At 62.0% G+C, this 22,215-nt stretch carries 18 protein-coding genes; 11 read left to right on the top strand and 7 right to left on the bottom strand.

Annotated elements, in window-relative coordinates:
• Positions 1–122: 122 nt before the first annotated feature.
• Positions 123–1,475 (bottom strand): tetratricopeptide repeat protein, encoded by a 1,353-nt coding sequence (locus HX817_RS13700; protein ID WP_003210294.1) that lies wholly within the window; start codon positions 1,473–1,475, stop codon positions 123–125.
• A 339-nt stretch (positions 1,476–1,814) separates the two neighbouring features.
• On the opposite strand from HX817_RS13700, the gene HX817_RS13705 reads away from it, so the two are divergent.
• From HX817_RS13705 to HX817_RS13725, 5 genes are all read left to right on the top strand, one after another.
• Positions 1,815–3,398 carry an ABC transporter substrate-binding protein gene (locus HX817_RS13705; RefSeq protein ID WP_008431399.1) on the top strand — a complete coding sequence of 528 codons (1,584 nt, stop codon included), beginning with the start codon at positions 1,815–1,817 and terminating at the stop codon, positions 3,396–3,398.
• The gene (locus tag HX817_RS13710; RefSeq protein ID WP_003210290.1) at positions 3,395–4,372 is read left to right on the top strand and encodes an ABC transporter permease; all 978 of its coding nucleotides are present in this window, start codon (positions 3,395–3,397) and stop codon (positions 4,370–4,372) included. The genes HX817_RS13705 and HX817_RS13710 overlap by 4 nt, the downstream gene beginning before the upstream one ends.
• A complete protein-coding gene (locus HX817_RS13715; protein ID WP_134326222.1) occupies positions 4,372–5,199 on the top strand; it encodes an ABC transporter permease in 828 nt (275 codons plus the stop codon). Before HX817_RS13710 ends, HX817_RS13715 begins: the two co-directional genes overlap by 1 nt.
• Positions 5,196–6,776: an ABC transporter ATP-binding protein gene (locus tag HX817_RS13720; protein WP_177040376.1), complete on the top strand. Its 1,581-nt coding sequence runs from the start codon at positions 5,196–5,198 to the stop codon at positions 6,774–6,776. The genes HX817_RS13715 and HX817_RS13720 overlap by 4 nt, the downstream gene beginning before the upstream one ends.
• Before the next feature lie 305 nt (positions 6,777–7,081).
• Positions 7,082–7,942 (top strand): alpha/beta fold hydrolase, encoded by an 861-nt coding sequence (locus HX817_RS13725; RefSeq protein ID WP_177040377.1) that lies wholly within the window; start codon positions 7,082–7,084, stop codon positions 7,940–7,942.
• On the opposite strand, the gene HX817_RS13730 is transcribed toward HX817_RS13725, so the two are convergent.
• The 5 genes from HX817_RS13730 to HX817_RS13750 all read right to left on the bottom strand — a co-directional run bounded on the left by HX817_RS13730 (position 7,909) and on the right by HX817_RS13750 (position 13,813).
• Positions 7,909–8,631, bottom strand: coding sequence for a L,D-transpeptidase (locus HX817_RS13730; RefSeq protein ID WP_003210282.1), 723 nt, complete (start codon positions 8,629–8,631; stop codon positions 7,909–7,911). The two genes, HX817_RS13725 and HX817_RS13730, sit on opposite strands and share 34 nt — an antisense overlap.
• Positions 8,632–8,714: 83 nt before the next feature.
• Positions 8,715–9,476, bottom strand: coding sequence for a M15 family metallopeptidase (locus tag HX817_RS13735; RefSeq protein ID WP_177029207.1), 762 nt, complete (start codon positions 9,474–9,476; stop codon positions 8,715–8,717).
• A 67-nt stretch (positions 9,477–9,543) separates the two neighbouring features.
• Positions 9,544–11,064 (bottom strand): glycosyltransferase family 39 protein, encoded by a 1,521-nt coding sequence (locus HX817_RS13740; RefSeq protein ID WP_003210278.1) that lies wholly within the window; start codon positions 11,062–11,064, stop codon positions 9,544–9,546.
• Between the two features lie 60 nt (positions 11,065–11,124).
• A complete protein-coding gene (gene arnT, locus HX817_RS13745) occupies positions 11,125–12,780 on the bottom strand; it encodes a lipid IV(A) 4-amino-4-deoxy-L-arabinosyltransferase (protein ID WP_177040378.1) in 1,656 nt (551 codons plus the stop codon).
• A gap of 349 nt (positions 12,781–13,129) precedes the next feature.
• Positions 13,130–13,813 carry a histidine phosphatase family protein gene (locus HX817_RS13750; protein ID WP_003210274.1) on the bottom strand — a complete coding sequence of 228 codons (684 nt, stop codon included), beginning with the start codon at positions 13,811–13,813 and terminating at the stop codon, positions 13,130–13,132.
• A 346-nt stretch (positions 13,814–14,159) separates the two neighbouring features.
• On the opposite strand from HX817_RS13750, the gene HX817_RS13755 reads away from it, so the two are divergent.
• The 6 genes from HX817_RS13755 (at position 14,160) to HX817_RS13780 (ending at position 21,421) form a co-directional block, all read left to right on the top strand.
• Entirely contained in the window at positions 14,160–14,828 is a 669-nt protein-coding gene (locus tag HX817_RS13755; RefSeq protein WP_008431380.1) for an ABC transporter ATP-binding protein, read from the top strand.
• Position 14,829: 1 nt separating this feature from the next.
• Positions 14,830–17,304: an FtsX-like permease family protein gene (locus tag HX817_RS13760; protein WP_177040379.1), complete on the top strand. Its 2,475-nt coding sequence runs from the start codon at positions 14,830–14,832 to the stop codon at positions 17,302–17,304.
• A complete protein-coding gene (locus HX817_RS13765) occupies positions 17,294–18,358 on the top strand; it encodes a lipocalin-like domain-containing protein (RefSeq protein WP_102606242.1) in 1,065 nt (354 codons plus the stop codon). The genes HX817_RS13760 and HX817_RS13765 overlap by 11 nt, the downstream gene beginning before the upstream one ends.
• A 143-nt stretch (positions 18,359–18,501) precedes the next feature.
• The gene (locus tag HX817_RS13770) at positions 18,502–19,473 is read left to right on the top strand and encodes a hypothetical protein (RefSeq protein ID WP_177040380.1); all 972 of its coding nucleotides are present in this window, start codon (positions 18,502–18,504) and stop codon (positions 19,471–19,473) included.
• The gene (locus HX817_RS13775) at positions 19,470–19,838 is read left to right on the top strand and encodes a hypothetical protein (RefSeq protein ID WP_177022653.1); all 369 of its coding nucleotides are present in this window, start codon (positions 19,470–19,472) and stop codon (positions 19,836–19,838) included. Before HX817_RS13770 ends, HX817_RS13775 begins: the two co-directional genes overlap by 4 nt.
• A 113-nt stretch (positions 19,839–19,951) precedes the next feature.
• Positions 19,952–21,421, top strand: coding sequence for a PPC domain-containing protein (locus tag HX817_RS13780; RefSeq protein ID WP_177040381.1), 1,470 nt, complete (start codon positions 19,952–19,954; stop codon positions 21,419–21,421).
• A gap of 54 nt (positions 21,422–21,475) precedes the next feature.
• On the opposite strand, the gene HX817_RS13785 is transcribed toward HX817_RS13780, so the two are convergent.
• Positions 21,476–22,153: a sterol desaturase family protein gene (locus HX817_RS13785; protein WP_177040382.1), complete on the bottom strand. Its 678-nt coding sequence runs from the start codon at positions 22,151–22,153 to the stop codon at positions 21,476–21,478.
• Positions 22,154–22,215: the final 62 nt, after the last annotated feature.

The following is a 22,215-nucleotide window of genomic DNA, read 5'->3' on the forward strand; positions in this document are numbered from 1 at the left end:
CCGGGAGGCCGCTGTGCTGTTGATCTGCTTTTGATCTTGATCTTAGGCGCCCCGTTAAACCACGCTGGCCGAAGCGAGGTGCCGAGTGGTGGGGCAAAAGCGAAACCAATACAAGCCATCACCTAAATAACGGATATCCCCCCAATCCGCGCCCGCGCCCGCAGCGCCTCCCCAGGCAACCCCAAAGCCTCATACACCACCACCAAAGCTCGGTTCGTCGGCACATCCAGCCCGTCATACCGCCGGCGCAATTCCAACGTCTGCTGCGCCCCAAGCCAATCCCCAACCCGCAACCGTGCGTCCAGCTCCACCTGCGCAAACAAATCCCGCTGCGCATGACTCCCGCCAATCTCATTCAGCCGCGGCAACGCTATCCCCAGCTGTTCCAACGCCCGCCGGGCATCCCCCCGGGCATGCGCCAACAACCCCTCAGCCAACGGCAACGTCACTTCCCCCCAAACCGGCCGCGCTTCCACACTGTGCCTGCGCAAAGCCGCCAACAACTGATCCGCCTCAGGCTTGCCCGCCCGGGCCAACCCATACAAATACTGCACACTCAAAAATGGCTGTACCGCATCCCCAACCCGACGCTGCAGGTAGGGCGCCAACGCCTGCCACCGCCCACCCACATCAATCCCGGCCAGCTCCAGCCGCGCCAGCAATGACACCGCGCCCACCTGATCCTGGGAGTACTCCGGCAAGATCCCCCACACATGCCGGTCATAAATCTCCAGCACCCGCTGATCCTCCCCGCGCCCCAGATAAAACAACGCGAGATGCCACCAGTTATGGGTGTACATGAACGAGTTAAGCCCGTCCCAGTGCTGCTTCACGCCCTCCAGAAACCCGATGCCTTCCTCGATACGCCCCTGGGTCAGCATCACATGGGCCAATGCGTGATGGGCCCATGGCTCGGACGCCTGCAACCGCAACGCCTCAAGCGCACTGGCCTCGGCTTCCTCCAGCAAATGACACTGCTCATACGCAAACGCCAGTAGCCCGTGACTGTGGGCGATATCCGGCGCGCCGGCGGTGGCTTTCAAACCGATCCGCAGCAGCGCCGGCCAGTTGCCCCGGTTGAATTCCAGGTACTGGTTGAGCTTGGCCGCAAGCAGGTCCCGCGGATAAAGATCCAGCAGATGCTCGCTGAGGCGCAGCACTTCATCCAGCTCGTCGTTGATCCAGGCTTGCAGCACTTGCAGATACACGAGCGCCCGGGGATGCCGGGAATTCACCGCCGCCGCCCGCTGACGGTACTTCTCGGCCAGCACAGGGCCCTCGGGCGACTCGATAAACATCAGCAGCAGGCCGGCAAATCCGTTGGCCAATGCTGAGTCGGGGTCGGCATCGGCGACCGCGAGGATGCCCTCGGCACGGGGCTGATAGCCGAGAAAACCGCCGACGAAATCATCCAGGCCCTGACGGGTGGCGGGGTTGAGGGTGTCGATGGGGTTGCCCAGGTAATCCAGTGACATGCGCTTCAAACTCATGGGTTCAGATAGCGGTTAGAAGGGCAAACCTTGTGCCAGTGATGGGGCCCTCAAACTTCAAACCTTACCGTAGCAGCTGCCGAGCCTTGTCGAGGCTGCGTTGGCGGCATATCTGACACACCGCAGACGCAGCCTCGCCAAGGCTCGGCAGCTGCTACGCACAACCATTCCTCAAGAGGGCGGGCTGTTGCTTTTTCCACACTCGTCCCGGCCACTGTGGTTTTTTCATCACTGCCAAGGCCTGTGATGCCCGCAAACGCGGCCCGTCGCCCCATGGCACAGCCCTTGCTAAATCCCTGACAAAACCTTAGCCAAGGAGTCTCCATGCGCCCTTTATCTTTTCGCCGTGTCCTTTCATACCTGGGACTTGGCGCCGTGCTGCTGGCCGGCACCGCTCAGGCGCAACCCCATGACGGCGGGGTGCTGAACCTGGTGGCCCAACCCGAACCGCCGTCGCTGATGCACGGCGTGGTCAGCCACGTGTCCACCCAGTACGTCAGCGGCAAGATCCTCCAGGGCCTGCTGACCTTCGACACCGACCTGAAACCCAAACCGGTATTGGCCAAGGCCTGGACCGTTTCCCCCGATGGCCTGACCTACACCTTCGATTTGCAGGACAACGTGCGCTGGCATGACGGCCACGCGTTCACCGCCGATGACGTGGTGTTCAGCTTCCAGACCTTCTACCCCGAAGTGGACAAGCGCCTGGGCGGGGTCTTCACCGAGTACGTCGACAGCATCACCGCGAAGGGCCCGCTGCAGGTGGTGTTCCAGCTCAAGAAACCCTTCGCGCCGTTGCTCTCGGCCCTGGGCAGCGGGCTGCGGCCTGTGGTGCCCAAGCACCTCTACGAGAACACTGACTTTCGCAACAACCCCTATAACCTCAAGCCTGTCGGCACCGGCCCGTTTGTGTTTGTGGAGTGGAAACGCGGCGCCTATATCAAGCTGGCAAAGAACCCCGACTACTGGAAAAAGGGCCTGCCACACCTGGATGCGATCATCTTCCACGTGATCCCGGACGGCTCGTCCCGCGCTGCGGCGTTCGAGCGCAACGACGTGCAGGTGCTGCGCAGCGGTGATGCCGACTATTCCGACCTCAAGCGCCTGACCGCCTTGCCGGACGTGCAGTCGTCGGAAAAAGGCTGGGAGCTGTATTCCGGCCTGGCCTTCCTGCAGATCAATACGCGCAAGCCGCCGCTGAACAACCCCAAGGTGCGCCAGGCGATCCTGTATGCGCTGAACCGCCAGTTCATCGTCGACAACATCTTCTTCGGTTCGGGCAAGGTTGCCCCCGGCCAGTTCGTGTCCACCTCGCCGTACCACGACCCGCAATTGCCGCAGTACACCTATGACGTGAAAAAAGCCAAGGCGCTGATTGCCGAGTCCGGCGTGGACGTGGGCGCCGTACGGATTCGCCTGCTCAACGGCGAGAAGGGCGGTGCCTGGGAGCGCCTGGCCGAATACACCAAGCAAGCCCTGCAGCCGCTGGGCTTCAAGGTACAAGTGGTGACGTCCGACGCCGCCACCTGGTTCCAGCGCGTCAGCGACTGGGACTTCGACCTGACCTACAACTTCATCTTCCAGATCGGCGACCCGTACCTGACCAACGCCTACCTGTACCGCTCCGACTACATCCTCAAGACTTCGCCATTTGCCAACGTCAGCGGCTACAACAGCCCCGAGGCCGATGCCCTGTGGACCCAGGTCGCCAACACCCCGGAAGGCCCGGAACGCACCAGGCTCTATAGCCAGTTGGAAAACGTGCTGAACACCGACCTGCCGATCGCGCCGATCTTCGAAATGCGCTACCCGACACTGTTCCACAAAGAGGTGAAGAACCTGCTGCAAACCGCCACCAGCCTTAACGAAGACTACGAAAGCGTCTACCTCGACGCGCCTGCACCATGAACGGGTTGCTGTATTTCAGCGGTCGCCTGCTCAAGGCACTGTTGATGATTGTGGCGGTGCTGGTGCTGGGCTTTTTACTGATCCGCCTGGCGCCGGGTGACCCGGCGCTGCTGTTGGCCGGCGAGGCGGGGGTGGACGATGTGCAGTTCATCGAACACTTGCGCCAGGCCATGGGCCTGGACAAGCCGTTGCTCACGCAGTTGCTGATCTACCTGGGCAATATCGCCCATCTGGACCTGGGTTATTCCTACCGCAACCAGACCTCGGTGTGGTCGCTGATTGCCGAGCGCTTGCCGGCAACACTGGCCCTGATGGGCTCGGCATTTTTGCTCTCGTCGGTGCTTGGCGTCACCCTGGGGACGTTGGCCGCCCGGGCCCGACAGAAGCGTCACTGGCTGGATGGCGTGATCTCCCACGGCGCATTGCTGCTGTATGCGATGCCGCCATTCTGGCTGGCGATGCTGCTGATCCTGTTGTTCTCCGTCAGCCTCGATTGGTTGCCGGCGTTTGGCATGGAAACGGTGGCACAGGACTTTTCCCTGCTCGACCGGCTCAAGCACCTGCTGCTGCCGTGCGTGTCGTTGAGCGTGCTGTTTCTCGCCTTGTATATCCACCTGACCCGCGCCGCCGTGCTCGACGCCCTTGGCCAGGAATACGTGCGCACCGCCCACGCCAAGGGCCTGCACCCGCGGCGGATTTTGTACGTGCATGTGCTGCGCAATGCGCTGTTGCCGGTGGTGACCTTTGCCGGTTTGCAACTGGGCCAGTTGGCCAGCGGCGCGTTGCTGGTGGAGGTGGTGTATTCCTGGCCGGGGATTGGTCGCTTGATGTACGACTCGCTGGCCCAGCGTGACTACGGTGTGTTGATGGGCGGTTTCCTGGTGATCTCGATTCTAGTGGTGGGCTTTAACGTGTTGACCGATGTGATCTGTCGTTTTCTCGACCCGCGTATCGGTGCAGGAGTGCAAGGCTGATGCTGGTTTTCCGACGTTTTGTGCGCCAGCCTGCGGCGTTGATCGGTGCGCTGTTTTTGCTGCTGCTGACGCTGTTGGCGATCGCCGCCCCCTGGCTGACCAGCAGCTCGCCATGGGAGATGAACAGCCCGCCGATGCTCGCGCCATTCCACGACCCGGCCCATTGGCTGGGCAGTGACCTGCTCGGTCGCGACCTCGCCAGTGGCCTGCTGTACGGCGCGCGGGTGTCCCTGGCCGTGGGGGCGCTGGCCAGCCTGGCGACCCTGGTGGTGGGCCTGCTGGTCGGCGCGGTCGCCGGCTATTTCGGTGGCTGGCTCGACGGTGTGCTGATGCGCATTGCCGAGTTCTTCCAGATCATTCCGCAACTGGTACTGGCGGTGATCCTGGTGGCGATCCTTGAGCCGTCCCTGTTCTCCATCGTGCTGGCCATCGCACTCGTAGCGTGGCCGGCGGTGGCGCGGTTGGTGCGCAGTGAGTTCCTGACCCTGCGCCAGCGCGAATTCGTGCAGGCCGCGCGTGTGCTGGGGCAGTCGCCGCTGGGGATCATCGCCCAGCAGATCCTGCCCAACGCCCTGGCGCCGCTGCTGGTGACCATGACCTTTGTCATGGCCACGGCGATCCTCACCGAAGCGGCCCTGGCGTTTCTCGGCTTGAGCGACCCGGAAGCCATGAGCTGGGGCTACATGATCAATGCCTCCCGTGGCTTGCTGCGGGACGCCTGGTGGATGAGCTTTCTGCCGGGGTTGGCGATTGTGCTGTGCGTGCTGGCGGTCAATCGAGTCGGTGAAGGTTTGCGTGTGGCCTTTGAGCCCGGGAGGTCGCTATGACGTTGTTGAGTGTTGAACATTTGCGTATCGCCTTGCCGGCCGGTGCGGATCGCAGCCATGCGCTGTATGACCTGTCGCTGCAACTGAGCAGTGGCGAATGCTTGTGTGTGGTAGGTGAATCCGGTTCCGGCAAGTCAATGCTGGCCAAGGCTTTGCTGCGCCAGTTGCCGGCCCCGCTGAAGGTGGAAAGCGGGCGCCTGGTGTTTCGCGACGAAGACCTGGCCGACCGCAGCGAAGAGGCCATGCGCCAACTGCGCGGGCGGGATATCAGCATGGTATTCCAGGAGCCCATGAGCGCCCTCAACCCACTGTTGCGGGTGGGCCAACAGATCGATGAAACCCTGCGCGCCCATGGCGTGGCGGCGGCACGGGTGCGGCGTCAGCGGGTGGTGGATTTGCTCGGTTATGTCGGCTTGCCCGACCCTGAGCGCTTGCGACTGGCGTATCCGTTTGAACTGTCTGGCGGGCAGCGTCAGCGGGTGGTGATCGCCATGGCCCTGGCGTTTGATCCGGCGCTGTTGATTGCCGATGAGCCGACCTCGGCGCTGGACGTGACCACCCAGGCGCAGATTCTCGACCTGCTGCGCAAGATCCAGCAGGACAAGGGCATGGCACTGTTGTTTATCACCCACGACTTTGCCGTGGTCGAGGCGATTGCCGACCGGGTGCTGGTGCTGGAAAAGGGCCGGGTGGTGGAGCAGGGCACGGCCCCGGCGGTGTTGCGTGTGCCCCGGGAAGATTACACCCGGCAGTTGTTGGCGGCGGTGTCGGCGCAACCGCTGGTGCCACGTACGCAGGTGGCTGGCCCTGTGGTGCTGAAGGCCGAAGCGCTGGGCAAGGTGTTCCGCAGCCGCAGCGGTTGGTGGGGGCGGCGTACGACTCAGGCGTTGGATGCGGTTCAGCTGCAATTGCGTGAAGGCGAGACGTTGGGGATTGTGGGGGAGTCGGGGTCGGGCAAGTCGACCCTGGGTCGGTGCCTGGTGCGTTTGCTGCGTGCTGACAGCGGGCGGATCGAGTGGTTGGGGCGGGAGGTCGCGGGGTTGTCTGAAGGGCGGCTGCGAGCGTTGCGCAGTGATGTGCAGATGATTTTCCAGGATCCGTTTGCCTCGCTCAATCCGCGGCAGACGGTGGGGCAGATTGTTATGACTGGGCCTTTGGTGCAGGGGGTTTCCAAGGCGGATGCCGAGCGGCGGGCCCGTGAGTTGCTGGGGTTGGTGGGGTTGCCGGCAGCGGCGTTTGAGCGGTTTCCTCATGAGTTTTCCGGGGGGCAACGGCAGCGCATAGGGATCGCCCGGGCGTTGGCGGTGGAGCCTAAGGTGTTGATCGCTGATGAGTGTGTGTCGGCGCTTGATGCGCTGATCCAGGTGCAGATTCTGGAGTTGCTGGAGTCGCTGCAGCGGCGGTTCAGGTTGAGCATTGTGTTTATTACTCATGACTTGCGGGTGGCTGCGCGGTTGTGTGACCGGATTGCGGTGATGCGTCAGGGGAGGGTGGTGGAGCAGGGGGAGACGGCGGCGCTGTTTGCTGATGCGCGGCATCCTTATACGCGGGAGTTGTTGATGGCTGAGGCCATCTGACTTGGGGTGTTGGGGTTGGGGGCATATCCGTTATTCAGGTAACGGCCACCTATGGTTTCGCTCTTACAGCGAGTCACATTGCAAAAGCGGCAAAGGCGACCTGAGTGTTAGAGCAAAAGCAGAGCCGCTTTATGTGGGAGCGGGCTTGCTCGCGAAGAACCTGAGAGCGCCGCGTTGAATCAGGATGTTCGCGTTATCGTTAACGACCTTCGCGAGCAAGCCCGCTCCCACATTTGGATCGTGTCCACCTTTGATTTTGCTGTTGCTTCACCACACTCAACCCTTTCACTTATTGAGAAACCTCCATGCCGACCTCTTTCACCGAACTGCCAGTGATCCAGGGCCAACCACTGGAAATCCGCCCCAACCGTCACCTGAGCATCACCCATCACGCGGGCACCACCCAACCCGACACGGTAGTGTTCTTCTGCCACGGCGCCGGCGGCAACAAGGACCAGTGGCGCCACCAATGGCAATCCCTGAAAACCCAAGGCTACAGTCTGGTCGCCTGGGACCTGCTCGGCCACGGCGCCAGCGCAAAACCCCGCAACCCCGAGGCCTACGCCTGGCCCGAACTGGTCGCCGATTACCTGGAAATCCTCAGGCGCTACGGCGGCTCCCGCAACCTCATCGTCGCCCACTCCTTCGGCACTGGCCTGACCCTGAGCGCCTTGCTGGCCAAACCCGCGATCCCCATCGAAGCCGTATTGCTGCTGGGCACCCGACTCCACAGCATCAGCCGGAGCGGCGGCCTGATGCGTCTACCCGCATGGCTCCTGGAATGGCTGCGCCCACTGCTGGCCAAAGGTTTCCGCCAGGCCGCATGGAACGCCAAGGCCGACCCCGCACTGGTCGCCTACGAAGAAAAACTCACCGAGCGCAACCCGCTGTACATGTTCAAGGCCCTGATGAAAAACGTCCAATGGCCAGACGCCAATGCACTGCTCACCCTGACCCTGCCTGTGAGTGTGCTGGCCGGCGACACCGACGGCCTGACCCCGGCCAGCGGCGGCGAAGCACTCGCCCGGCATTTGCCCAATGCCGAGTATCAGTTGTTGCCCGAATGCGGCCACCAACTCATGCTGGAAAAACCCGATGAGGTATTGGCCGCATTTCAGCGCCTGCTGTCAGCTCAGCGGGACGGCAGTTTCCAGCGCTCACGGTAGAGGTCGTACTGCGCGGCGGGCAGTTGCACCAGCAGCGGGTTTTCTCGCGGGTCCAGCCAGGCAAACAACGCCTGGATATTCACCGGGTCCATCGCCGTGCAGCCCAATGTTCCCGAACTGACGCTGCGCCAGATATGCAGGAAAATACACGAGCCGCCGTTGGCCAAAGCCGGTGTGTTGTGCTCGACAAAAATCCCCTGGCGGTACAGCTGGTCCTTGCGCAGCATCCGCTCGGAACTGGTCCAGTCCTTGTTCACCGCCGAGCTGTCCACCAGGGTGTTGTAATGGCTGGACTGGCTGTCATCCACGCATTCGCGGGTGGCGGTACTGGCCGCGTAAGGCAAGCGGGTGTCAGCGGTGGGGGCGTAGCCGAAGGCACCGCCGAGTTTGAAGATGCCGGCCGGGGCCTTGCCATCGCCTTCATGCTTGAGGGGCTGCTGGTCGGGGGTGGGCGTCGTAAGGCCGGTGCCCCACGCCATGCCGTTTTTACCGACCACGATGGCAAAGGGTTCGCCGACTTTCTGAAAGCCTTGCCCGTGCCGCTCATAGCGTTGTGCGGTGCCCTGGAGGGCGTTCCAGCCCGGGGTGGTGACCACGATCAGTTGCCGGCTGGTCTCGGGGATTTGCGCGAGTGCCACGTTTGAAAGCAGCGTCAGCAGCGCCGCGCAGGTTTTGATGAGCGTGTTCAACGGCGTTCAGTCCTTGAAAAGAGGGAAACCTCAAACGCTAGTTTTTGCCCCGGGCTTTATCAAGCTGAAGCTGTGTTGTGATGTTACCGCAGCGGTTCGATAGGGAAGTCCATCGGCTCGGCCCGCACCGGATTGCGGCTGTAGGTGAAGTGCCACCATTCGCCGGCATAACCGGTAAAGCCTTCCTTGGCCATCGCAGCGCTCAACCGTTGGCGATTCTGGCGTGCCGCCTGGCTGATGTGGGGGCTGTTGGTGTGGGCCATTTCGTCGAAGCAATCAAAACCGGTGCCCATGTCCAGGCCGCCATCGGGCAAGCGTCGACCGTAACCGGCGGCGCAATCCACCGCCGCGGTGTCGGCGCTCCAGGCCTGAGCTGGCCGCGCATCGGGACCGGTCAGGGTCACGTCCACTGCCGCGCCCCGGGAGTGGTTGGAAACCTTGGCCACGTAGCCCAGGCGCCAGAAATCCTGCTTGTTCACCCGGGGGTAGAACTCGGCCTTGGCCGGATCCCCCGGCAGGCTGGCGAAGCGGCCCATGTTCGCCACGGCACGGCTGGGACGATAGCAGTCGAAGACCTTCAAGCCGTAACCCTGCCTGGCCAACTCGGCCTGGACCCGTACCAGTGCCTTTGCCGCGTCGGCAGACAGCACGCATTCGGCTGCGTTGTAGCCGTCCAGCGGCGCTCCGGTGAAGTTGTGGGGGCTGGCGTAGCGAATGTCCTGGGCGATGCTCGGGTCGAGGCTGCGCAGGTAAACCATGTTGGCCGGCATCGGCGTGTCTGCCGCTACCGGCGTGGCGAGCACGATCAGGCTCAGGGCGGCAAGAGAAAGGGAAGAGTAGGGCATGGCGGGCCGGGCTCGGACGGTGGCTTAAGCGCGCCACACTAGCAATGCCCGCCCCATGCCGCCAGTGCTACGGCGCGGCGTTGGGCACAAATGCCACGCTGCCACCGTCACGCTTGTGGAACAACCGTTCACCATTGTCCGGCTGGGTAGTGATGACCTGATGATCGTTGCCCAGGTAGGCCAGCGGCGTCGGGTCATCCTTGGTGGACTGCGCGACAATAATTGTGCGCTTGGGATCAAAGGTGCGGCCGCTGGTTTTTTCCAGCCAGCCCATGAACGCCGCACTGTCGCCCTGGCGCGGGAAGTCCTGGGTTTCGGCAACGTAGTAGAACGGCGTCCCGTGATTTTGCAGGTACATCGGTACCTTGTTGTCGACTTCCACCATCACCATCTGCCACGCGTTCCATGGCGCGCTTTTCACTGCTTGCGCTTGAACGTCCTCGGCGAAACGGGTCACGCCGCCATTGCCATTGGTCCACGGATACACCACCCCGAGTACCAGCAGCATCACCCCGGCAGCGATGCCGAACCCACGGTACCAACCCCGGCCGACCGTGCCTTTGCGGGCGATACGCTCACTGACCCACCACGCCGCCAGCAACTGCGCGAACGGCACCAGCGGCAGCACGTAGTAACTGCGCCGGCTGCCACTGGCGGTGAAGAACACAAACAGCAGGCCCAGCCCCCACACCAGCCAACGGGTGTTGGGCGGGGTGTCGCGCCAATGCCGCACGGCGAGCCACAGGCCCAGCACCCAGCACGGCGCCCAGGGCAAGGTGTAGGCCGGCAGGTAGATCAGGTAGGTGTAGATCGGACCCATATGGTCGAACGGGTCGAAGAAGCGCACCACGTTTTCCCGGAACACCAGTTCCAGGCCGCTTGCACCGTAGGTCGGTGCGCCGTAGAGGTGGGACAGCACAAACGGGATCGCGTAGAACGCCCCGGCAATGATCACGGCCAGCACCAGCCGCAGGTTGAGGTGGCGTTTGTAGCGCTGTTCGCTGAGCAAGTGCGGCAACAACACCAGGCCCGGCAGCACAAAACCGATCAAGCCCTTGAACAGTGACGTCGCCGCCAGCAACAGGAAGAACACCGTGTAGCGCCCCAGCCGCGTATCGTCCGGCCCGCGCCAATACCACCAGACGGCGGCGAGCACGCCGCATACGGTCAGCACGTCCGCCGTGGCCACCCGGGCCCAGAAGAGGAAGTAGAAGGTGGTCGCGAGCATCCAGCCGGCAATCAGGCCGGTGCCTTTGCGGAACAGTTGCTCGCCGATCAGGTACACCAGCCAGATGCTCAGCCACGCCGAGATCACCGATGACAAGCGCAACGACCACGGCCCCAGGCCGCCCATCAGGTTGGCAAACCCGGTGATCAGCCAATACGACGGCAAGGGTTTGTCGTAGTACGGGGTGCCCTTGAGGTACGGGTCGAAGTAGTCGCCGCTTTGCAGCATCTGCAGGGTGATGTTCGCCCAGCGGGTTTCCGGGCCCCACAGGTCGCGGGCGCCCAGGCCCAGCAGCAGGATCAGGGCCGACACGCCCAGGAGCAGCAGCAGGGCGCCGCGTTCGGTTTTCCAGAAGTTCATGGAGCGGTTCCGATGTGGGATGAGTGTTGAATGGGGTCACCCCACATTAGGGCGCCTGTGTTACGGCAATTGCGGGTAGATGATGATCTCCAGGTCACCCTTGTAATAACGCTTGCCCCCCAACGGCAGCTGGCCGGCTTCGCGCATTTCGCTGGTGCTCCTGACCCGCATCAGCACGCCCACCGGGCCTTGCTGGCGCGCCTGCTTGAGCCAGGCTTGAACGCTGTCGAGATCCACCTTGCGGTGCATCGAGTCGGCGTATTGCAGGCCGTAGCGCAGTTCGCCTTCGGTGTTGTAGAGCGTCACTTCCGGCCGCCGCAGGCGCCATGCCAGGGCCGACGCCGATTCCAGTTCGTTGCTCAGCAGCGCTTGGGTCTTTTGGAGCTCGTCCAGGTGCTGGAGCACGAACTGGTCAGGCATCTGGTTATCTTCGACCACCGCCGGCATGCCGGCGGGCAACAGCGCCACCAGCAGGCCAATGCCCAACGCCGGCATCGCCCACAGCGCCAGTGGGCGGAAGGCTTGAAGCAGGTTGGCGAGCATCCAGCCCATCAGCACGATGAACGTCAGGGACAGGTTGAACATCTCGCTGTGGCTGTTGCCGTACAACGGCCGGTCGATTTGCAGGTAGATCAGCGTCACCATCGCCGCGAGGCCGATGCCCAGGTTGAGCAGGCCATTGACGCGCAGCGTGCGGGTGCGGGCGTTGGCCAGCAGGTCGATCAACGCATGGCCCATCAGCAACGCCAGCGGCAGCAGGCACGGCATGATGTAGGTCGGCAGCTTGCCGTTGCTCAGGCTGAAAAAGCCCAGGGGCAGCAGCAACCACAGCGCCAGGAAGACGATGGCCGGTTGGCGCTTTTCCTTCCAGGCCTTGCACAGTGTCGCCGGCAGCAGCGCCGCCCATGGCAGGCACGACACCACCATCAGCGGCAGGTAGAACCACCAGGGACGTGCATGCTGGGCATTGTCGGAGGCGAACCGGCGGATGTGCTCGTGCCAGAAGAAGAAACGCCAGTAGTCCGGTTCCTGCAGGTGGATCGTCAGCGCCCAGGGCAGGCACACCACGGCCGCCACCAGAATCGCCAGCGGCCCGTAGCGCAGCAGTTCCCCCAGGCGACGTTGCCAGAGCATGTAAGGCAGGGCGATCAACACCGGCAGCAACCACGCGAGGAAACCCTTGGTCATGAAACCCATGCCGCAGGCCACACCCAACAACGTCCAGCTGGCGAGGCGCGCACGGGGGGTGGAGCTGTCGAGGGCAAACCACAGCGCCGCCAGGCTCAGGTTGACCCAAAAGGTGAATTGCGGATCCAGGTTGGAATAACCGGCTTGCCCGGCCACCAGGCCGAAACTCATGTAGAGCAGCGCGCAGGCGAAGCTCTTGCGCGGGTCGTTCCACAGCCGGCGGGCGATCAGGTAGGCGAGCACGACGCTCAGGCCGGTGGTCAGGGCGGAAGCGATGCGCACGCCGAACAGGTTTTCACCGAACAACGCCTGGCCCAGTGCAATGAGCCAGTAGCCGGCGGCGGGTTTTTCGAAATAGCGCACGCCCATGAAGTGCGGTGCCACCCAGTCGCCGCTGATGAGCATTTCCTGGCTGATCTGGGCGTAGCGGGTTTCGTCAGGAATCCATAGGCCATGCAGGCCCAGTGGCAGTAGATAGAACATCACGAATGCCAGTAGTAATACGGGCAATGGTTTAAGGCGGGTCATGAATATTGCACTCTCAAGCGGTATTGACGGTAGATCAGCGCGAGCGCTGGATCAGCCATGCGCGAGGGGTGGAGGGTGGTCTTGGTCGGGTAGAAATGCGGCACAGAACGTTATTCCTTAAACAGTCTGTTAGTGGGGGGGCGAAACTGAATATCGCTGTGCCCCAGTCAAGCTCGTTAAACGTGTGGCGTCCAATAAGTCATCGAAGGTCATCGTCATGTTGTTAACTTGTGAAAAGTTAGTGGGCTAATAAATTTTTGACAAAAATTCAATTAAAACCATAGACGATGCCACGGTCTGGCTGTCTTTTTGCTGAACGAACTTGAATGATTAAATGTTAAGAAGTGTTCTAAAGTTGTTTAAGCACGGCGGCCCAGTCCTTACTGTTCAAAATACCCAGCGCCTTGAACTTGCCATCGGGCAGCAGCTTTACAAACAATGCACTGCCGTATTCAGCATGGGCAGCGTGTGAGTAGCCCAATGCCTCCTCGAAGTCGCTGATGCAGGCGCTGTGGGTGACCACCAGCAGGTTGCGGTCCGCGTGTTTATGCGGGCGCAGTTCCTCGCCGATGGCAGGGCCGCAGATGGCCAGGGGCCCGGGTGACAATTCGGCCTTGCCGAACATGAAAAGCGAGGTCTGCGCGGTGCGGGTGGTGGGGCTGCTCAGTACGTCGGTGTTTTCCATGCCCAGGGTCTGGAAGGCCTTGCCCACGGCACTGGCAGACAACGAGCCGAGCGTGGTCAGGCCGTCTGCCGGGCCCAGGCAAGGGTTGTTGGAGCGGTCACAGCGTTCCTCATGGCGGACCAGCACCACCAGGTCTCCGTTACGCCAGGCTTCCAGGGTTCCGGAGGTGAGCAGGCGGTGGCCCACGCCCAGGTCCAGCGGCGATCTTGGCCACCAGATGAACGCCGTTACTGCCAGGCTAATCATCACGATACCTGCCACGCCCAGCCACAGTTTGTTCAGCTGTTTTACAAATGCCCAGCGCGAGCGAGACTTGCTCAGGGTCAGGTCAACCACACTATTCACCATTGGTAACTTCCAGGCGTTAATCCGGTAACTGGCAGCGGCAAGTTAGGCAGGCGCCAAGTGAGTAGCGCTGATGCAGGAATATGCAAAAGCGTGTCACAGGGGCGCTGTCTTTTTGCTGAACATACCGATATAAAAAATTGTTCACTTGCACTAACGGGCGTTTGAAATAACCAGCCTGTTATCTGCCCATGGACGGCAATTTAAAGTGCAGCAGGTGGCGGCCGGGTGAAATCGATGTGAAAAATTTGCAGGGGTCATGGGGCGCTCCTTTTGCCCATGGTTGTGACATAAAAATGTGACAACCGTTATTCTCCGGCTTAAGTCCAGAAGCTTGTGGGGAGGGGTGATGCTGCAGGTACAAGGGGTATTCAAGAGTTATGGCACGCCGCAGGGGCCGTTGACCGTGCTGGCGGGTGTCGACCTGTACCTGGGAGCGCGCAGCAGCCTGGCGTTGATGGGTGAGTCGGGCAGTGGCAAAAGCACGCTGCTGCATTTGGTGGCCGGGCTCGACCAGGTCGACCGTGGCAGCATCCAGGTCGGCGACCAGCGCCTGGACCAGATGAGTGAGGCGCAACTGGCCCACTGGCGTCGCACCGAGATCGGCCTGGTGTTCCAGCAGTTCAACCTGATCGGCAGCCTGCGGGTCGAAGACAACCTGGCCTTCCAGGCGCGCCTGGCCGGGCGCCTCGATCCGGCGTGGCAAGCGCAGCTTGTGGAGCGACTCGGCCTGGGTGACTTGCTCAGGCGTTACCCCGAACAACTGTCCGGCGGCCAGCAGCAACGGGTAGCGGTAGGACGAGCCCTGGCGTCGCGCCCCGGCTTGCTGCTGGCGGACGAACCCACCGGTAACCTCGACGAAGGCACCAGTGACGAAGTGCTGCAACTGCTGCTGGACCTGCTGCGGGACAGCCCCACCAGCTTGCTGATGGTCACCCACAGCCCGCGCATCGCGGCGCGCCTTGACCAGCAGGTGGTGTTGCATCGCGGCCAGGTACTCGCTGCGGACGCCCGCTGACATGCGCGTCTTCCACTGGACACTGCGCGCGCTGCTCAGCCATTGGCGTCGCCACCCTGTGCAATTCTTCAGTGTGCTCACTGGCCTGTGGCTGGCCACCGCGCTGTTGACCGGCGTGCAAGCCCTCAACAGCCAGGCGCGGGACAGCTACGCGCGGGCCAGCCAGCTGATCGGCGGCGAACCCCAGGCCAGCCTCAGTGCGCCGGACGGTGCGAGCTTCCCCCAGGCGCTGTTTGCCGACCTGCGCCGCGCCGGGTGGCCGGTGTCGCCGGTGGTGCAGGGCCGCGTGCAGCTCAAGGGCCATGAAGACCCGCGCCTGCAAGTGATGGGCATCGACCCGGTGTCGTTGCCCGGCGGTGGCGCGCTGGCCGGGCAGACCCTGGACCGGGCGCAGATGGTCGCGTTCTTCAACCCGCCGGGACGCACCTGGATCGCGCCGCAGACCTTGCAGTCTCTGGGCCTGAAAGAGGGCGACCAGCCGCTGACAGCCGCCGGGCTGGCGCTGCCGCCGCTGCATGTTCAAGCGGACATGGCCCCCGGCGTCTTACTGACCGATATCGGCTTCGCCCAACCGCTGCTGGACATGCCCCAACGCCTGTCGCGGTTGCTGCTGGACAAGGCCTTTGCCGCCGCGCATCCCGCTCTGCCGCCGGAACTGGGCGCGCAACTGCAGCTCAAGCAGGCCGAGGAAAACAACCTCGCGCGCCTCACTGAAAGCTTCCATCTGAACCTCGATGCGCTGGGCTTTCTGTCCTTTGTGGTGGGCCTGTTTATCGTGCATGCCGCCATCGGCCTGGCGCTGGAGCAGCGGCGCGGCCTGCTGCGAACCTTGCGGGCGTGCGGGGTCAGTGCGCGGATGCTGATCCTCAGCCTGGCGGTGGAACTCGGTGGCCTGGCCGTGCTGGGTGGCCTGGCGGGCGTGGCCAGCGGGTACTTGCTGGCCAGCCTGTTGCTGCCGGATGTAGCCGCCAGCTTGCGCGGCCTGTATGGCGCCGAGTTGCCCGGCCAACTGAGCCTCAGCCCGCTGTGGTGGCTCAGTGGCCTGGGCCTGGGTTTGCTCGGCGCGTTGCTCGCCGGGGCCAGCAGCCTGTGGCGGGCGGCGCGTTTGCCGTTGTTGGCGCTGGCCAATGCCCAGGCCTGGCACCAGGCCCATGGGCGCTGGCTGCGACGCCAGGGCTGGGTGGCGGGTTCGGCCTTACTGGTTGCGCTGTTGGCACTGGTATTTGGCGACAGCCTGGCCAGTGGTTTTGTATTGATGGCGGCCTTGTTGCTGGGCGCTGCGCTGGGCTTGCCGGTGGTGCTCAATGGCGTGCTCAAGGCGGTATTGGGGCGCAGCCGTTCGGTGCTGGGGCAATGGTTTCTCGCCGATTGCCGCCAGCAGTTGCCGGCCCTGAGCCTGGCGCTGATGGCCTTGCTGCTGGCGTTGGCCGCCAATATCGGCGCGGGCTCGATGACCTCGGGCTTTCGCCAGACCTTCAACAACTGGCTGGAACAACGCCTGACCGCCGAGTTGTACCTCAACCCGCAAAACCCGGCCCAGGCCGAGGCGCTGCAAACCTGGCTGGTACAGCAGCCCCTGGTGCAGACAGTGCTGCCGACCTGGCAGGTTGCGGTGCAGTTGCAGGGGTGGCCGGCTGACCTGTTCGGCGTGGTCGACGACCCTACTTATCGCCAGCATTGGCCGCTGCTGGAAGCGGCGGCGAACCCATGGAGCCAGTTGTTGCAGGACGACAGCCTGATGCTCAGTGAGCAAATGGCACGCCGGCTCAAGGTGCGGCTGGGCGATGTGGTCAGCATCCCCACGCCCCAAGGTCCATGGTCGCCGAAGGTCGTGGGGATTTATGCCGACTACGGCAACCCCAAGGGCCACTTGCTGGTGAATTCGCGGCACCTGTTGCAGCACTGGCCGGGATTGTCGCCGGCGCGTTTCAACCTGCGGGTTTTGCCGGGCAACGTGCCGCCGCTGGTGCGTGCAGTACAGGAACGGTTTGCCCTCGAAGACAGCCGCATCGTCGATCAGCAGCAGCTCAAGGGCTGGTCGAGCCAGGTATTCGAACGAACTTTTGCCGCCACCGCCGCCCTTAACAGCCTGACCCTGGGCGTCGCCGGCGTGGCGTTGTTTATCAGCCTGCTGACCCAGAGCCAAAGCCGCCTCGGCCAGTTGGCCCCGCTGTGGGCGCTGGGCGTGACACGACGCCAATTGATGCTGCTCAACCTCGGCCAGACCTGGCTGCTGGCGGTGCTGACCCTGGTGCTGGCGTTGCCGCTGGGCTTGCTGCTGGCGTGGTGCCTGGACGTGGTGATCAACGTCCAGGCCTTCGGCTGGCGCCTGCCGTTGCAGGTGTTCCCGGGGCAACTGGCGCAACTGCTGGGTCTGGCGATGCTGGCCACCTTGCTGGCTTCGGCCTGGCCGTTGTGGCAGCTGTACCGCAGTCGCCCGGCGGATTTGCTGAGGACCTTTGCCAATGAAGATTAAGTGCCTGCTATGGGCGACGTTCCTGCTGCTGGGCGCCTGCGACAAACCACCTGCACCTGAAGAAAGCTTCGCCGGACTGGGCAGCCAGGCCGCGGACTTTGCCCAGGTGGTGCCCGGCAAGGTCTTCAGCTTTCCCCAGGACCATGGCCCCCATGACGGCTATCGCATCGAATGGTGGTACCTCACCGCCAACCTCAAGGATGCCGAGGGCAATGCCTACGGCGTGCAATGGACGCTGTTTCGCAACGCACTCAAGGCCGGCCCGACACAACCCGGCTGGCACGACTCGACGATCTGGCTCGGCCACGCCGCCGTCACCTCGGCCACCCGCCATTACGCCAGCGAACGCTACGCCCGCGGCGGCGTGGGGCAGGCGGGGGCCCAGGCGGTGCCGTTCAATGCCTGGATCGATGACTGGAATTTCGCCACCCGCCCCGGTGCAGCCAGCCCCCTGGCGGACATGCAACTCAAGGCTGCAGGCGAGCATTTCAACTACGACCTGCACCTGACCTCCAGCCGCCCGCTGGTGCTCCAGGGGGATAACGGCTACAGCCGCAAGTCCGACCAGGGCCAGGCGTCGTACTACTACAGCCAGCCGTTTTTCCAGGCAGATGGCCGCGTGACCATCGATGGAAAATCTTACCAAGTCACCGGCAACGCCTGGCTCGATCGCGAATGGAGCAGCCAGCCCCTGACCGCCAGCCAGACTGGCTGGGACTGGTTCTCCCTGCACCTGGACAGTGGCGAGCAATTGATGCTGTTTCGGGTGCGGCAGAAAGACGGACCGTCCTACCTGACCGGCACCTGGATCGACAAAGAGGGCCACACACAGACCCTGCACAACCAGGATATTCAACTGACGCCGCTGGGCACGACTGCCATTGATGGGCGCAGCATTCCCACCCAGTGGTCATTGAAGATCCCGGGCAAACATCTGGATATCACCACGGAAGCGGTCAACCCAAAGGCCTGGATGAACCTGAGCATTCCTTACTGGGAGGGGCCGGTGAAATTTCAGGGTGGGGTGGGGTATCTGGAGATGACGGGGTATTGAGTCCGACGATTTTTTGTAGGCCTTGATTACCTGCGAGGTAGGTGATTTCCCAAATGTAATTTCAGCTGTTCCAACCTTGTGTCCGGGCCGTGTTCGCCTGCCTATATTCCTGCGCCATATCCATTACATCAGGGATGTAAGTGATGGCGCAGGGATACATCAATGAGCGCACCACGGACTACCTCAGTTTGAAATCCCGGTTACTGACCGGGGCCAGTGGGCAACTTTCCGATCAATTCGACGCGTTGAACCTGCATTTGCGTCAGGCAAGCCTGGTGACGCCGGGGCAGATGGTGATCGTTCCCGATGCCTACGCTGTGGCTTGCACTACTGATGATGCATGGTTGATGCGCCATGCCCAGGAGATTCAGCGCAATCTGGAGTTGGATGCCTCGGCTGGGGCGGCGGTGATCAATAACTATGATCTATTCCAGAGTTTATTGGCTTATAGCTCGGTGGGAGTCGGCAGTTCGACGGCGGCCTGGGGGCGACACCTGGACGAGGTTCAGCGCACTCTGGAAGAAATTGAGCGTTTGCATCAACAACTCAAGGATGGAGCCTTGAATAAGAAAGCGTTTATCCAGAAGCGGCAGATGTTGTTCCGGCGCTTGGATACTCAACTTCAAGGTGCGGCGCGATTTGGCACGAGCCTGAAAACCAATAAGTCACTGAAAAAAGTACTGGGTATTTCCACCAAGAGTTATCTGCACAAGAGTGAAATCGTGGGCTACACGCAGCGGATTCGCAGCATTGCCGAGACGTCGAGGTTTTTGGGCAAGGGGACGTATGTGGGGTTGGCGTTGGATGTGGGTGTGGCGGGGTTGGAGATCAAGGAAGCATGTATGGAGGGGCGGGAGGCGATGTGTAGGCGGGCGAAGTATGTGGAGGGTGGGAAGTTGGTGGGCGGGGTGGGTGGAGCCGCCGGTGGCGGGGTATTGGGCGCAAAGGTGGGGCGTGGTTTGTGTAAATTAGTTTTGGGTATCGCTACTAAAGGGAAAGGTGAACTCGCTTGCGGGATTATTGGCGGTGCTGCGGGAGGGTATACCGGTGGAACCGTGAGAGGAGCATTAGGAGAAATGGCCGGCGACTTATTCTATGAGGGAGAGGGTGCATGACTATTTCGTTGCACGGATTTAGCGTGATTTTATTGGGGGGATGGCCATTTATTTTTTTGGGTTTGAAGCTATTCGTCGAGTACAGAAAACTGGATGAACTGGAAAGCTACTTCATTGATAACGTTTTGGTCCGTGACAACAAACGGTTTTGGGGTAGAAACAAACTGATCGACAGATACAAGCGTTTGAGTCTGATTGTCGACTTTCTTTCACTGCCCAAGCTGCACATCCGAAGAGGAGACGTGACGGCGGCAGAGCTGGCGTCTGTTCCTCTGTCTCTCAAGCGCTGGGTGCTGTGGCCGTATCGTTTTGGAATGGTTGGATTTGTAGGTTCGGGGCTCTGGTACGTCTGGATTAAATGGTAGCTTTTTAAAAAAAGTACTGTTCATATATACAGTTTTGTCCTACATTCCATCCCAGGTGACCGGATGTCACCGGTCACCTGAGCTTCAATTTTTTAACTATGGATGGATAAAAAATGAAATCTAAAAAAGCCTTTGTACTGGGCGCGGCCATGATGGCTGCCAGCTTCGTTTCGGCCTTTGCCCTGGCCGAGCAATACCCGTCGCAGAACAGCGTGCACCTGAGCGAAAAAAGCCTGGATGCAGCGATCAAGAGTGCCCTGAAATCCGGTGGCAAGGTGCAGGCCTCCGCGTCCTCGGCGCAAGTGCTGGATAAGCTCAAGGCTGCACAAAAAACCAAGACTGTCGGTGTGCAAAAGAAGGCTGCCAGCGTCGCGAAGCCTTCTGAAAGTGTGCAGATTTCGCCGGTGAGCCGGCTGGTAAAACCGGCCAAGGCGCCTGCTGCCCAGGCCGCCTTTGTACCGCTGTGCGACAGCCTCGATATTAACGTCGGCTACAGCTATGACGGTTTGCAGAGCGGCGAATCAAAGTGCTTCCACTTTAATGTGCCCGCCAAGGCCAAGGTGCAGATCTACCTCGCGGGTCAGCAGCCGGGGACCGAAATGGCCCTGACGCTGTTCCAGGACGACGGGCAGAACAACCTGACGGCACTGATCACTTCTGATAACCCGGGCAACAGCGACGAAGTCATCAGCGGCATGCTTGAAGCCGGGGACTACTACTGGTTCCTGGAAGCCAAGGTTGCCGACGGCTCAGCCTTCGACTTCGGCGCGATCGTCAACACCGCGATTGACGCCTACGAGCCCAACGACACCCCGGAAACGGCGTTCGCCTTGCCGGACCGCTTGAATTACCTGACGGGCAATCTCGACAGCCCGGATGACGTTGACTACTTCGATTTCGCCGCCGTACGCGGGCAGGGGGTCAGCCTGTTCCTCGATGATGACGACAAGGGCGTGCGCAATCAGTGGATCTTCGAGTACTTCAACGGCAGCGCCTGGGTCAACATTCCAGGTGGCTCGACGGCGACCTTCCCGAGCCGGGCGCCGGGCTTTGTCTACAAGGCGCGCGTGCGGGCCAACCCCGCTGAGGCGTGGGATGCCAAGTCCGAGTACAAGCTGACGTTCGGTTCGAGTGCGCACCTGGCGGACTTCGATGCGAAGGGCGGAACGGTGACCCGAATCCCGGCGGGCATCGCACCTCTGGCGACCCAGGCCGGTCGTCTCATGACCTGGAGAACCGAATGGAAAGACAGCACGGGTGCCCCGTTGGAGGGGGTCACTTCACAGCTCAAGGTCGACAAGCGTTTTGCTTCGGGTCCGGACTTCAACTGGACGATATTCTCGGCTGCCACCGACAGTGCCGGCAAAACATCGGGAAGCGCAGAGTTGGGCGGTTGTGTGGGTGATTACCGTGCCCAGTACTACGACAGCAGCACGGGCGTGAAGTACCTCTGGGACACCTGGTACAACGTTGGCGGCTGGCGCATCGACCTCAAGGAATTGCCGAATGTCGGTGTCGGTGGCGATAACGTTCCCTACGTGAGCCTGGGGCATATCTGCAGCCAGGACATCATTGGCCGATAACCGGCGCATAAGAGCCCTCTGAAATGTAGACGCCCCACTTAGGTGGGGCGTTTTTTATTGGCCTTTTTTGGGTTCGCGCGCTTGTGGTTCCCAATGCAGGGTGCCGAACAGGTAGTCCATCAGCGGCAGGACGATGTTGAAGTTGCGTCCCTGCATCAGTTCGCGCCGGTGATGCAGGGCGTGCAGGTGGTGCATCTGGCGGATCCACGGCAGGCGGGCCACGGGGTGGTCGGGGGGCAGGTGTTCGCAGGCGTGGAAAAACTCGTAGAGCAGGTAGCCGAGGATCATGCAGCCGGCGAACAGGCCGGCGACGTTGGGGTTGAGGTGTTTGAGCAGCCACCAGGCGGGGAGGGTGATGACCAGGCTGTGGACCAGGATGAGCCAGGCGGGGAACAGGATGACACGCCAGTCTCGAGGGCTGTCGTAGGTCATGTGGGCGGGGGTGAAGAAGCTGTGGTGGTCGCCGGTGTGGCGGGCGTAGAACAGGCGGGCGAAGGAGTGTTTGTGATGGCCCAGGTGACGGTGGACGAGATAGATACACAGGTTGAAGAAGATCAGGGTGAGGGGGATGGTCAGCCATTCCAAGGGTTGGATTTGTTGGGTGGTTGACCAGAACAGGGTGATGCAGAGCAGACCGTAGCCGAAAACGAAACCAGCGTGGAGCCACGGGTTGTAGCAGGGGTGGATGCTGGCGCGGTAGGTGGTGCGGAAGGCCTCGGTGGGGTGAGTCATTGGGGGCGCTCGGTGCTGTTTTTGTTGGGGATGAGCGTAGTCGGGATTGGCGCATCTATCCT

Origin of the sequence: Pseudomonas sp. C6002, from assembly GCF_013385805.1 — a bacterium.
In the GTDB taxonomy this organism is placed as follows: Bacteria; Pseudomonadota; Gammaproteobacteria; order Pseudomonadales; family Pseudomonadaceae; genus Aquipseudomonas.

Bases quoted from the DNA above. Each gene is read 5' to 3' on its own strand.
- HX817_RS13700 (WP_003210294.1), bottom strand. From the start codon at position 1,475: ATGTCACTGGATTACCTGGGCAACCCCATCGACACCCTCAACCCCGCC.
- HX817_RS13705 (WP_008431399.1), top strand. From the start codon at position 1,815: ATGCGCCCTTTATCTTTTCGCCGTGTCCTTTCATACCTGGGACTTGGC.
- HX817_RS13710 (WP_003210290.1), top strand. From the start codon at position 3,395: ATGAACGGGTTGCTGTATTTCAGCGGTCGCCTGCTCAAGGCACTGTTG.
- HX817_RS13715 (WP_134326222.1), top strand. From the start codon at position 4,372: ATGCTGGTTTTCCGACGTTTTGTGCGCCAGCCTGCGGCGTTGATCGGT.
- HX817_RS13720 (WP_177040376.1), top strand. From the start codon at position 5,196: ATGACGTTGTTGAGTGTTGAACATTTGCGTATCGCCTTGCCGGCCGGT.
- HX817_RS13725 (WP_177040377.1), top strand. From the start codon at position 7,082: ATGCCGACCTCTTTCACCGAACTGCCAGTGATCCAGGGCCAACCACTG.
- HX817_RS13735 (WP_177029207.1), bottom strand. From the start codon at position 9,476: ATGCCCTACTCTTCCCTTTCTCTTGCCGCCCTGAGCCTGATCGTGCTC.
- HX817_RS13740 (WP_003210278.1), bottom strand. From the start codon at position 11,064: ATGAACTTCTGGAAAACCGAACGCGGCGCCCTGCTGCTGCTCCTGGGC.
- arnT (WP_177040378.1), bottom strand. From the start codon at position 12,780: ATGACCCGCCTTAAACCATTGCCCGTATTACTACTGGCATTCGTGATG.
- HX817_RS13750 (WP_003210274.1), bottom strand. From the start codon at position 13,813: ATGGTGAATAGTGTGGTTGACCTGACCCTGAGCAAGTCTCGCTCGCGC.
- HX817_RS13755 (WP_008431380.1), top strand. From the start codon at position 14,160: ATGCTGCAGGTACAAGGGGTATTCAAGAGTTATGGCACGCCGCAGGGG.
- HX817_RS13760 (WP_177040379.1), top strand. From the start codon at position 14,830: ATGCGCGTCTTCCACTGGACACTGCGCGCGCTGCTCAGCCATTGGCGT.
- HX817_RS13765 (WP_102606242.1), top strand. From the start codon at position 17,294: ATGAAGATTAAGTGCCTGCTATGGGCGACGTTCCTGCTGCTGGGCGCC.
- HX817_RS13770 (WP_177040380.1), top strand. From the start codon at position 18,502: ATGGCGCAGGGATACATCAATGAGCGCACCACGGACTACCTCAGTTTG.
- HX817_RS13775 (WP_177022653.1), top strand. From the start codon at position 19,470: ATGACTATTTCGTTGCACGGATTTAGCGTGATTTTATTGGGGGGATGG.
- HX817_RS13780 (WP_177040381.1), top strand. From the start codon at position 19,952: ATGAAATCTAAAAAAGCCTTTGTACTGGGCGCGGCCATGATGGCTGCC.
- HX817_RS13785 (WP_177040382.1), bottom strand. From the start codon at position 22,153: ATGACTCACCCCACCGAGGCCTTCCGCACCACCTACCGCGCCAGCATC.